This window comes from Arenibaculum sp. (genome assembly GCF_035998295.1).
GTDB lineage: Bacteria > Pseudomonadota > Alphaproteobacteria > Azospirillales > Azospirillaceae > DASYHS01.
In genome coordinates this window covers 1-10,442 of sequence record NZ_DASYHS010000272.1, presented here as the reverse complement: position 1 = coordinate 10,442, position 10,442 = coordinate 1, and the positions used below count along the sequence as shown (strand labels likewise).

Sequence of the window (10,442 nt, the reverse complement as noted above, 5' to 3'; positions counted from 1 at the left end):
GAGGTGCTCGGGCGCGATGCCGATCCCGTTGTCCGCCACCACCATCGCGATGCGGCCCCGGTCCGGCACCGCCGACAGTTCGACAGCACCACCCTCGGGCGTGAACTTCAGCGCGTTCGACAGCAGGTTGACGACGATCTGGCGCAGCGCCCGGGCGTCCGCCAGCGCAGGCGGCAGGTCGGCCGCGACCGTGACGCGCAGGTCGATGCGGCGGTCGCGCACGGCCCCGTCGAGCATGCGGATGCACTTGTCGAACATCCGCCCGACCTCCACCGGCTCGATCGCCAGCTTCTGCATCCCCGTGTCGATCTCCGCCAGGTCCAGGATGTCGTTGATGATCGCGAGCAGTTGGTTGCCGCTGGTCAGGATCTCGCCGGCGTAGTCGGCATGCGCCTCGGCCCCGTGCGCGCCGTCCGCCTTGATCAGCTCCGAGAAGCCGATGATCGCGTTCAGCGGCGTGCGCAGCTCGTGGCTGACCGTGGCCAGGAACTGCGACTTGGCCCGGCTCGCCTCCTCCGCCCGGCGCCGCGCCGCCATCAGGTCGGCGGCGAACTGGTCGCGCTGGCCCAGCGTCGCGCCGAAGGCGGAAAGCAGCTCGTTGATGCGGCCGACCAGGAAGCCGATCTCGTCGTGGGCATGGCCTTCGGGGCAACGGACCTTGCGCGCGCTCGGGTCGTCGGGCGTCACCGTCTCCATATCGCGGCTGACCGCCAGGATCGGCTTCGTGACCATGACGTAGAAGATCGCGGTCAGCAGCAGGCCCAGCACCAGGTTGCGCACCAGCCCGTTGACGATCGTCGTGCCCGAGCGGCTGAGGAAGGTCGAGGCGGCCTGGTGGATGTCGATGCTGACCCGGATCTCGCCGACCTCGATCGCGCTGCGCCCGACCGGCACGTAGGTCAGCGGCACCTCGACCTCGAGGTTGCCGCCGAACAGCCATTCCGACAGCCAGCGCATCGAATGGGCCGCCGGCAGCCGCTCCTCGGCCGCGAGCAGGCCGAACTCGTTGTAGACGCTGGCGCGGTAGATCGGCCGGTAGCTGAACAGCCCGTCGAGCACGCCCGCGGCGAGCTGGCGGTCCAGGTCGTAGGTCGCCTTGGCCGCCGGCTCCTGCACGATGCGCACGACCTGCTGCACCGTGTCGGCGATCGCCGCCCTCTCCCGCTCGACCTCGAAGAAAAGCTCGATCGCCGTCACCGCGATCCCGAGCAGGACCGCGATCAGGACGGTGTTGCGCGCCTGCCGGAACGACAGCCTCTTGGCGAAGGGGGCCGTCATCCGAACCCGGCACCTTTCGATCTCCGCCACGGCCATGTGGCGTTGCCGGCAACCAGCGCTGGCATCATACCCTCGGCGGACGGCTAGTGGGCGAGACGGGCAGGGGCGAGACTATCCGTGACGCAGTTTGGCCTTCCGCCCGCCTCCTTGCAACCCCGAACCTTCTCCTTGCGCCGCGGCACGGTGATCCGGGGCCGCCGGCATCACGCCTCCCGGCCGGCCCGGTCCAGCAGGGCCACCAGCCTCTCGCGCAGCCGGCCGACCTCGGCGCCGATCTCGGCGGCCCTGGCGTCGAGGACGCGGGCGAGGCGATGGGTCTCGCCCGCGTCCTGGGAGACGGTCGCGATCCGCGCCGAGACCTCCCGGGTGCCGTCGGCCGCGGTCGCGGCGCCGCGATGGATCGCCTCCGTGGCCGTCCGCTGCTCCTCCACCGCCCTGCCGATGCGCAGCGCGATCTCGTCGATGTGCCGGATCACCTCCTGCACCTGGCCGATATGGTCCACGACCCTCCCGGTCGCGTCCCGCACCGCCCCGATCCGGGTGCCGATGCGCTCGGTCGCCTGCCCGGACTGGGCCGCCAGCGACTTCACCTCGCCGGCGACGACGGCGAATCCCCTTCCCGCCTCCCCTGCCCGCGCGGCCTCGATGGTGGCGTTGAGCGCCAGCAGGTTCGTCTGGGCGGCGATCTCGCCGATCAGCCCGGCCGCCTCGCCGATGTCGCGCGCCGCGTCGGCCAGCCCGCCCACGGTGCTCCGCGTGCGCTCGCCCTGCTCGACCGCCCGCCTCACGATGTCCGAGATCTCGTCCATCTGCCGGCCGATCTCGCGCGAGGTGACCGCGAGGCCTTCCGAGGAGGAGGCGACGGCATCGACGTTCCCGGTCGCGTCCCGGGCAGCGCCGGCGACGCCGGCCGACTGCGCGCCCGTGCGCTCGGCCGCCTGCGTCATGCCGGCCGCGAGGCCGGCGATCGAGGTCGCATGCTCGACCACGGCCGCGACGGTCGAACGCATCTCGGCCTCCAGCGCCGCCGCGAGCTCGCCGAACTTCGTCTGGAACGCCTCCTTGCGCCGCCGCTCCCTGACCTCCTCCTCGGCCTTGAGCCGCTCCATCTCCTCGGCGTTGCGCCGGAAGACCTCGATGGCGCGCGCCATCGCGCCGATCTCGTCGCGCCGGTCGCGGCCGGGGATCGTAAGCTGCCGGTCGCCGGCGGCGAGGCGCCGCATGGACGCCTCGATCCCCCGGAGCGGGCCGGTGATGCTGCGCGCCAGCAGCAGGCTGGAGACGAGGAACACCACGAGGCTGGCGAGGCCGGCCGCCGCCGCCCAGCGCGCCGTCGCCGCGCGCGTGCGCTCCTTCTCCGCCATCGCCTCGCCCATGCCGGTGCGAGCCGCGTCGAACAGCGCCGCGAACCGCGGCTCCAGGTCCGCGAGCGCGGTGTCGACCTCCAGCGCCTCCAGCTCCAGCCGGCGGCGCGTCTCGGCGAAGCGCTGCAGATCCTCGCGGTAGGTGCGCCCCAATGCGCCGAGCGCCTCCTGCGTCGCCGGGTCGAGCTGCGAGCCGAGCAGCCCGAAGTCGAACTCGTTGTAGGCCTTGCGGTGCTGGTTGAGATGCGATTCGTCGCCGTAGAGCAGCAGGTCCTTCTCCGCGACGCGCATGCGCAGCATGCTGAGATGCAGGTCGCCCGCGGCCGAGACAGGCCATTTGCGCAGCTCCCCCTCGACCTTGGCGACCGAGCCGCCCAGCGTCCCGGCGAGGCCGTCCTCGTTCGACAGGCCAAGCTCGACCGCCGTACCGCGCATCCGCGCGAACAGCGCGTCCGCCTCGCCCACCGCCGCGCGCAGATCCGCCGCGTGCCCGGCCGCCGCGGCCTCGCCATGGCCGCCGATGCGCTCGAGCAGCGCCGTCAGCGCGGTGGCCTCGGCGTGGAAGGTCTCGGCGGCCCCGCGGTCGCGCCGGCCGATGAAGTCGTGCGCATGGGCCCGCATCGCGCCGGACAGGCGCTCCGCGCCGGCCGCCAGCTCGACCAGCTCGCCGAAGCCGGCGAGCCGGGCCGTCGCCTGCGCGACCTGCCGCTCGCCCGAGACGTAGACCGCCCCGGTCAGCGCGAAGGCCGCGAGCGCGCCGCCGACCAGCAACCCGATCCGCAGTCCGATCGACGGGCGCAGAACCGGCCGGCGCCAGCCGGCGCCGGCTTTCGCGACGCCCAGCCCGGGCATCGCATCCATGGTCATCGCAAGCGTCACTGGACACCTCAGCTCGTTCGACAAGTTTCCCGGCACCCTCCGCAAACAACGCGCAATAATAGCTTCATGCAACCAAACTGTAATATTGCATGTATGTTACGGGCGTGCGGCGGGCTTTATTTTCGAACTCCTATGGTCGCCCAACTATTAACAAATCCTTTCGACGATGGCGGGACGGCTGCATGCCTCGCATGCGTTGGACCGCCGCCAAGGTCGTCCTGTATACTGCCCGCCCGCCGCATCACGGGCAGGAGCCGTTATTCCTTGGAAGAGCTGACGCCGACGCTGCTGCTGCGCGCCTATGCGGTGGGGGTGTTTCCCATGGCCGAGGACGCCGACAGCCCGGAGCTGTACTGGTTCGATCCCGAACGGCGCGGCATCCTGCCGCTGGACGGGTTCCACGTCCCGCGGCGCCTGCTGAGGACGGTCCGCCGGCGGCATTTCGAGGTGACGGTCGACCGCGGCTTCGAGGACGTGATCCGCGCCTGCGCCGAGCCGGCGCCCGACCGCCCGAAGACCTGGATCAACGCCGAGATCCTGCGCCTGTACCTGGAGCTGCACGCGCTCGGCCACGCGCACAGCGTCGAGTGCCGGCTCGACGGGCGGCTCGTCGGCGGGCTGTACGGCGTGTCGCTCGGGGGCGCCTTCTTCGGCGAGAGCATGTTCTCGCGCGTGACGGACGCCAGCAAGGTGGCGCTGGTCCATCTCGTCGCCCGGCTGCGCCGGAACGGCTACGCGCTGCTGGACACCCAGTTCGTGACCGGGCATCTGCGCCAGTTCGGCGCGCTCGAGATCCCGCGCCACCTCTACCGCGCCCGGCTCGCCCCGGCGGTCCGTCTAAGGGCGGACTTCCGGGCCGGCAGCGAGGACGAGGTAATCGAGGCCTACCTGCAGTCCAGCACCCAGACGTCGTAGACGGGGTGTTCGAGCGCCGAGAGCGCGGGGCTGGAGGCGAACATCCAGCCGTCGAAGATCCTCTGCGACTGCTCGCCCGGCCGGATCTCGTCGATCTCCAGGAAGGCCGCCGCCTCCGGCGCCTCGATCGGCGGCGCCTTCCGGCAGGCGCGGATGGTGACCGCGAGCGCGCCGAAATCGACCGTGCCGCCGACCGGCGCCTCGATCGTGCGGACGCGCGCGGTCACCTTGTCGAGCGCCTGAAGGACCGCCTCCTGCTTCTCCTCCATCGGCTCCGCCGCCAGGGGGGTGGCAAGGCCCGAAGCCAGCACGAGCGCGAGAGCGGCGAGCGCCGCGCGGTCAGTCCAGAAGGCCGCCACCGCCCGCCCCCTCCTGCGCGTCGGTGGCCCCGCCGGCCGCACCGCCGGCCGCCGGGCCGCCGGCCCCCTGCATGCTGAAGATCACCTGACCCAGCAGCTGCTCGATACCCGGCGTCGACTGGGTGTATTCGATGCGCCCGCCCGGCTCGATCAGCTCTTCCGCGCCGCCCGGCTCCAGGGCCATGTAGCGCCCGCCCAGCAGGCTCTCGCTCGCGATCACGGCGACGGTGTCCCCGGGCAGCCGGATCGCGGGGTCGATGTTCATGCGCACGACCGCGAGGAAGGTGTCGGGATCGAGCGTCTGGCCGGTGACCGAGCCGACCTTGACGCCGCTGATGCGGACGTCGCTGCCGTTCTGCAGCCCCCCGACGCTGGAGAAGTTCGCCGTCACCTCGTAGCCGTCGACGGCGCGCAGATCCGCGCTCGTATAGGCGAAGACGAGGAAGACGGCGGCGACGGCGAGCACGACGCCGCCGAGCACGGTTTCAATGACGTTCCTGCGCATGACCAGACCTCAGCCCCCTGCAGCCCCTGCCCCGCGGCACCCGTTCAACCGGGGGTCCAGGGCTCGTAGTCGCCGGTGGCGCGCGCCCGCTGGCCGCCCTCCAGCGTGTGGCCGGGCGGGCGGTAGGCGCCGATCGTCCCGGTCCGGTTGGGCTGGTGCTCCTTCTGCCACGGCTTGTGGAAGGCGTCGCCCGGCTTCAGCGGCGCGTCGTTGGTGTGGTGCAGCCAGCCGTGCCATTCCGGCGGGACCTTCGTCGCCTCGGGCTCGCCGTTGTACAGCACCCAGCGCCGTTGGCGCCGGCCGCTGCCTTTCTGCGCCTTCCTGTCACGGAAGTACCGGTTGCCGAAGTCGTCGGTTCCCACCAGCTCGCCCCGGCGCCAGGTGAAGAGCCGGATCTGGACGTTCGACAGGAAGGTGGCGAATGAGATGCGTTCTTTCATGGCGGCTGTATCGGGGCCTCGGCCCCTCTTTCAGGTCTCCGTGATGGCGCGGGACTATGGCATTTGGCATGCCCCGCGTCCAGTTCGAGCGAACGGGCGGCGCAGGCCGCCGTACATGCGCCTTTCGCGACGTCATTTGGCGACGAAGGCCCGTCACCGCCAGTCTTCGGTACTCCGTAATAAAAGATCTGCGCGAATTCATGAGCCTGCGCCCCGACGACAATGAATATGAGCCGTTCTTCTTCCGAGACAAATGGAGGCGCTTCCGGTTCCTCGACTTGACCGACGGGAGGTTGATCGATCGCAGGTCTGGGAACGCACGGCTTGAAATCCCGGGGAATTGAGGATAAACCAAATCGATATTGCGGCGTCGCATCAGCGGCCCGCTTGCCGACGGAGGCAACCCACAGACGGTGCGCCGGCCCCTGCCGCGAGTCGCGGCCTTTCGGGCGATACCGGCGCCGACACGCAGACACAGGAGGACACCCCATGTCGAACGGAACCTTGGGCCGCTTCGGCGCGGCCGTGACGGGCGCGCTGATCGCGGCGGCCGCGACCGCCGGCGTCTCGGGCGCCGCCCTGGCGCAGGACACGCTGGAGCAGGCGCGCGAGCGGGGCTACGTCCGGATCGCCTTCGCCAACGAGGCCCCCTTCGGATACGCCACGCCCGACGGCACCCTGACCGGCGAGGCGCCGGAGATCGCGAAGGTGATCTTCGAGCGCATGGGCATCCCGGAGGTGGACGGCGTCCTGACCGAATGGTCGTCGCTGATCCCCGGCCTCAAGGCCGGCCGGTTCGACGTGATCGCCGCCGGCATGTTCGTCACTCCCAAGCGCTGCGCCGAGATCGCGTTCTCCGAACCGACCTACACGCTCGGCCAGGGCTTCCTGGTGGCGTCGGGCAACCCGCAGGACCTCCACTCCTATGAGGACGTGGCCTCGGCCGACGACGCTCAGCTCGGCGTTCTCGCCGGCGCCGTCGAACGCGACTACGCCCTGGAGGCCGGCATCCCCGATGACCGCATCGTGCGCCTGCCCGACCAGGCGAGCATGATCGGCGCGGTGCGCGCCGGCCGGGTCGACGCCGCGGCGCTGACCGCGATCTCGATCGAGCAGATGGCCCGCAAGGGCGGCGACGCGGTCGAGCGGGCGGAACCGTTCACCACGCCGGAAGCCGCCATGGGCTCGGGCGCCTTCGGCTTCCGCAAGGAGGACGAGGCCCTGCGCGAGGAGTTCGACAAGCACCTCGCCGAGTTCGTCGGCTCGCCCGAGCACCTCGCCCTGGTCGAGGAGTTCGGCTTCACCAAGAACGAGATGCCCTCCGGCGTGACCACCGCCGAGCTCTGCACGGAGTAAGCGGGATTTCCGGCACGGCGCTTCGTCAGCGACGGGGCGCCGCGCCGGATCGTCCGCACCCGATCCCATGCTCGAACTCCTTCCGCCGCTGCTCGACGGCGCCTGGCTGACGGTCCGCATCACCGCGGTCGCCTCCCTGCTCGCAGCCGCGCTGGCCCTTGCTGCCGGGCTTGCGCGGCTGTCCGCTTGGCGGCCGGTGCGCGCGCTGGCCGCCGTCTATGTCGAGACGTTCCGCGGCACCTCGCTGCTGGTCCAGCTCTTCTGGCTCTACTTCGTCCTGCCGCTGCCGCCGTTCAGCCTGGAGCTGGACGCGTTCACGGTCGCGGTGCTGGGCCTCGGCCTCAACATCGGCGCCTACGGCGCGGAGGTCGTGCGCTCGGCGATCCAGGCCGTGCCGCGCAGCCAGATCGAGGCGTCCGTCGCCCTCAACATGACGCCCGCGCTGCGCATGCGCCGCATCGTCCTGCCGCAGGCGGCGCTGGCGATGCTGCCGCCCTGGGGCAACCTGATGATCGAGCTGCTGAAGGGGACCTCGCTGGTCTCGCTGATCACGCTCGGCGACCTGACCTTCCGCGCCTCCCAGCTCAACGCCTTCACCTTCCGCACGGTCGAGATCTTCACGCTGGTCCTCGTGATCTATTTCCTGCTCGCCCAGGCGATCGCGCTGGCCGTGCGCGCCGCCGAGAGGCGGCTGTCGCGCGGCATCGCCCGGAGGACCGCCTGAATGGAGGGATTCGACTGGGGCTTCGCGCTCGAGATCCTGCCCCTGCTCCTCGAAGCCGCGCGGATCACGGTGTTCGCGACCGTCATCGGCTTCGCGGTCGCGGTCGTGCTCGGCCTCGTGCTCGCCATCCTGCGGATGAGCCGGAGATGGTTCATTTCGGTGCCGGTGGGCGCGCTGATCGAGTTCGTGCGCAGCACGCCGCTGCTGATCCAGATCTACTTCGCCTTCTACGTCCTGCCGGAATTCGGGATCGTGCTGCCGGCCATGGTCGCCGGCATCGCCGGTCTCGCGCTGCACTACAGCGCCTACACGGCCGAGGTCTACCGCGCCGGCCTCCAGGGCATCCGGCGCGGCCAGTGGGAGGCGGCGGTCGCGCTGAACCTCGGCCCCTGGACGACGTACCGCGACGTCGTCCTGCCCCAGGCGATCCCGCCGGTGGTCCCCGCACTCGGCAACTACCTGATCGCGATGTTCAAGGACACGCCGCTGCTGTCCGCGATCGCGGTGGTCGAGCTGATGCAGCGGGCGAAGATCATCGGTTCCGACACGTTCCGCTACCTCGAGCCGATCACCCTGGTCGGCGTGTTCTTCCTCGTCATGAGCCTCGTCTCCTCGGCCCTCGTGCGCCGCGTCGAGCGTCGGCTCGCACTTCGGAAAGGCTGACGCGATGACCGTGGCCCCCACCGACCCTCTCGCTGCCGCCCCCACCGCCGACGAGCCCATGGTCCGCTTCCGGGCGGTCGAGAAGCGCTACGGCGCGCTCACCGTGCTCGACCATCTCGACCTCGACGTCGCGCGCGGCGAGAAGGTCGCGATCATCGGCCCCAGCGGTTCGGGGAAATCGACGCTGCTGCGCGTCCTGATGACCCTGGAGCGGATCGACGGCGGCGTGATCGAGGTCGACGGCGAGCCGCTGACCCACATGGATCGGCGCGGCCGCCTCGTCCCCGCCGACGAGCGGCACCTGCGCCGGGTCCGCGGCAAGATCGGCATGGTGTTCCAGCACTTCAACCTGTTCCCGCACATGACCGCGCTCGGCAACTGCATCGAGGCGCCGATCCACGTGCTCGGCCTGTCCCGGCGCGAGGCGGAGCAGCGCGCCTCCGAGCTGCTGGCCATGGTCGGGCTGGAGGACAAGGTCGACCAGTATCCGAGCCGGCTCTCGGGCGGCCAGCAGCAGCGCGTCGCGATCGCCCGGGCACTCGCGATGCGGCCGAAGGTGATGCTGTTCGACGAGGTGACCTCCGCCCTCGACCCCGAGCTGGTCGGCGAGGTTCTGGGCGTGATCCGCCGCCTCTCCGACGAGCACGACCTGACCATGCTGATGGTGACGCACCAGATGGGCTTCGCGCGCGAGTTCGCGGACCGGGTCTGCTTCTTCGACCAGGGCCGCATCGCCGAGCAGGGCCCGCCCGAGCGCCTCTTCGCCAACCCCGAGAACGAGCGCACCCGCGCCTTCCTCAGCGCCGTGCTGGAAGCCGCCTGACGGGCCCGCGCGTCCTCGTCGGAGTTCGAGCACGCCGCGCAAGAGGTTGGTGCGGCCGTGACGGGATCATCGACCAAGCTTGATCGGGATGGAATGGTGCTCGTGCGCCACCTTCCACATGCCGCCGATGCGCCGCAGACCGAGCGTGAGGCGGCAGTAGGCGTCGCCGCCGCCGATCGTGAGCAGGCCATGGGCGTAGGCGACGTCGCCGCCGGCGACGACCTGGACGTCACTGAGCCTGAAGCGGTCGGGCCCGGCTTCGTTGTGCTCGAAGAAGAGCGTCCAGGTCCGCCTGTAGGCGTCGATGCCCTTTTCCTGGATCGGCTCCGGCACGTCGTACATGACGATGTCGTCCGCCCGGTTCGCCAGGACCCCGTCGATGTCGCCCTTGCAGATCGCGTCGGTCCAGTCCTCGATCAGGGCATGGATCGCCCGTTCGTCGCGTTCCGTGGTCATCGGATGTCTCCTTGGCTTTGGATCGCCGGGCGCAGGGCGCCGCGGCGCAGGTTGGTCCACGCGAAGAAGATCGCGGTGGACAGCAGGACGCAGAACCCCGCGCCCGAGGCGAACACCAGGCCGCCCTCGAAAGCCTGCCGGGCCGATTCGAGCAGGATGGGACCGGAGGGGCCCGAGAGAGCGCTCGCGACGTCGACGGCCGCGCCGAGCGTGTCGCGCACCGCCGCCACACGGTCCTCGCTCAGCCCCTCCGGTATCTCGACCGCCGCCCGATAGACGGCGACACCGACGCTGCCGAGCACCGCCACGCCGAACGAACCGCCGAGATCGGAGCCGGTCTCGGAGATGGCCGATGCCGCGCCTGCCTTCTCCGCCGGGGCGCTGGCGAGGATCAGGTCGGTACCCAACGTCACGATGGCCGCGACGCCGAGCCCGAGGACGGCCATGCCGGAAATGATCGCCGCCAGCCCGAACCCGGCCGTGAACGCCGCCATGACCGCGAAGCCGGCCGCCACGAGCAGCAGGCCCGACGTGACGATCGCCGCGGGCGGGACCCGCTGCGCCAGCGCGGGCGCACCCAGGCATCCGGCCACGCAGGCGACGGCTGGCGGGATCGTCCACACCCCCGCGGTCATGGGCGACATGCCGATGACGAGCTGGAGATACTGCGCGATCAGCAG

Annotated in this window: 12 protein-coding genes; 5 read left to right on the top strand and 7 right to left on the bottom strand. The window is 70.9% G+C overall.

The features are described 5' to 3' along the window. A partial coding sequence (locus VGO20_RS25650) for a sensor histidine kinase (protein ID WP_327505248.1) occupies positions 1 to 1,278 on the bottom strand: 1,278 nt, incomplete at its 3' end. A gap of 203 nt (positions 1,279 to 1,481) precedes the next feature. Beyond that, positions 1,482 to 3,521, bottom strand: a complete 2,040-nt coding sequence (locus VGO20_RS25645) for a methyl-accepting chemotaxis protein (protein WP_327505247.1) — start codon at positions 3,519 to 3,521, stop codon at positions 1,482 to 1,484. 264 nt (positions 3,522 to 3,785) lie between these two features. Here VGO20_RS25645 and aat point away from each other — a divergent pair, with 264 nt between their 5' ends. Next, positions 3,786 to 4,436 (top strand): leucyl/phenylalanyl-tRNA--protein transferase, encoded by a 651-nt coding sequence (gene aat, locus VGO20_RS25640; protein ID WP_327505246.1) that lies wholly within the window; start codon positions 3,786 to 3,788, stop codon positions 4,434 to 4,436. Here the strand turns inward: aat and VGO20_RS25635 are convergent. The 3 genes from VGO20_RS25635 to VGO20_RS25625 are packed head-to-tail and all read right to left on the bottom strand — an operon-like array spanning position 4,406 to position 5,740. After that, positions 4,406 to 4,795, bottom strand: coding sequence for a DUF2155 domain-containing protein (locus VGO20_RS25635; protein ID WP_327505245.1), 390 nt, complete (start codon positions 4,793 to 4,795; stop codon positions 4,406 to 4,408). The two genes, aat and VGO20_RS25635, sit on opposite strands and share 31 nt — an antisense overlap. Continuing rightward, positions 4,776 to 5,300, bottom strand: coding sequence for an outer membrane lipid asymmetry maintenance protein MlaD (gene mlaD / locus VGO20_RS25630; protein WP_327505244.1), 525 nt, complete (start codon positions 5,298 to 5,300; stop codon positions 4,776 to 4,778). Before mlaD ends, VGO20_RS25635 begins: the two co-directional genes overlap by 20 nt. 44 nt (positions 5,301 to 5,344) lie before the next feature. Further along, positions 5,345 to 5,740 carry an NADH:ubiquinone oxidoreductase subunit NDUFA12 gene (locus VGO20_RS25625; RefSeq protein ID WP_327505243.1) on the bottom strand — a complete coding sequence of 132 codons (396 nt, stop codon included), beginning with the start codon at positions 5,738 to 5,740 and terminating at the stop codon, positions 5,345 to 5,347. A gap of 489 nt (positions 5,741 to 6,229) precedes the next feature. Here VGO20_RS25625 and ehuB point away from each other — a divergent pair, with 489 nt between their 5' ends. The 4 genes from ehuB to ehuA all read left to right on the top strand — a co-directional run bounded on the left by ehuB (position 6,230) and on the right by ehuA (position 9,306). Next, positions 6,230 to 7,096, top strand: a complete 867-nt coding sequence (ehuB, locus tag VGO20_RS25620; protein WP_327505242.1) for an ectoine/hydroxyectoine ABC transporter substrate-binding protein EhuB — start codon at positions 6,230 to 6,232, stop codon at positions 7,094 to 7,096. Positions 7,097 to 7,163: 67 nt separating this feature from the next. After that, on the top strand, positions 7,164 to 7,820 hold the full coding sequence (gene ehuC, locus VGO20_RS25615; RefSeq protein WP_327505241.1) for an ectoine/hydroxyectoine ABC transporter permease subunit EhuC: 657 nt from the start codon (positions 7,164 to 7,166) through the stop codon (positions 7,818 to 7,820). Further along, on the top strand, positions 7,821 to 8,483 hold the full coding sequence (ehuD, locus tag VGO20_RS25610; RefSeq protein ID WP_327505240.1) for an ectoine/hydroxyectoine ABC transporter permease subunit EhuD: 663 nt from the start codon (positions 7,821 to 7,823) through the stop codon (positions 8,481 to 8,483). 4 nt (positions 8,484 to 8,487) lie between these two features. After that, entirely contained in the window at positions 8,488 to 9,306 is an 819-nt protein-coding gene (gene ehuA, locus VGO20_RS25605) for an ectoine/hydroxyectoine ABC transporter ATP-binding protein EhuA (protein WP_473964867.1), read from the top strand. A gap of 66 nt (positions 9,307 to 9,372) precedes the next feature. On the opposite strand, the gene VGO20_RS25600 is transcribed toward ehuA, so the two are convergent. Further along, on the bottom strand, positions 9,373 to 9,762 hold the full coding sequence (locus VGO20_RS25600) for a YybH family protein (RefSeq protein WP_327505239.1): 390 nt from the start codon (positions 9,760 to 9,762) through the stop codon (positions 9,373 to 9,375). Beyond that, the coding region (locus tag VGO20_RS25595; protein ID WP_473964866.1) for an MFS transporter at positions 9,759 to 10,442 on the bottom strand (684 nt) is incomplete at its 5' end. The genes VGO20_RS25600 and VGO20_RS25595, both read right to left, overlap by 4 nt.

What these genes read in the sequence shown, in the direction of transcription:
- ehuB (WP_327505242.1), top strand. Translation starts at nt 6,230, where the DNA reads ATGTCGAACGGAACCTTGGGCCGCTTCGGCGCGGCCGTGACGGGCGCG.
- VGO20_RS25600 (WP_327505239.1), bottom strand. Translation starts at nt 9,762, where the DNA reads ATGACCACGGAACGCGACGAACGGGCGATCCATGCCCTGATCGAGGAC.
- ehuA (WP_473964867.1), top strand. Translation starts at nt 8,488, where the DNA reads ATGACCGTGGCCCCCACCGACCCTCTCGCTGCCGCCCCCACCGCCGAC.
- ehuD (WP_327505240.1), top strand. Translation starts at nt 7,821, where the DNA reads ATGGAGGGATTCGACTGGGGCTTCGCGCTCGAGATCCTGCCCCTGCTC.
- mlaD (WP_327505244.1), bottom strand. Translation starts at nt 5,300, where the DNA reads ATGCGCAGGAACGTCATTGAAACCGTGCTCGGCGGCGTCGTGCTCGCC.
- ehuC (WP_327505241.1), top strand. Translation starts at nt 7,164, where the DNA reads ATGCTCGAACTCCTTCCGCCGCTGCTCGACGGCGCCTGGCTGACGGTC.
- VGO20_RS25625 (WP_327505243.1), bottom strand. Translation starts at nt 5,740, where the DNA reads ATGAAAGAACGCATCTCATTCGCCACCTTCCTGTCGAACGTCCAGATC.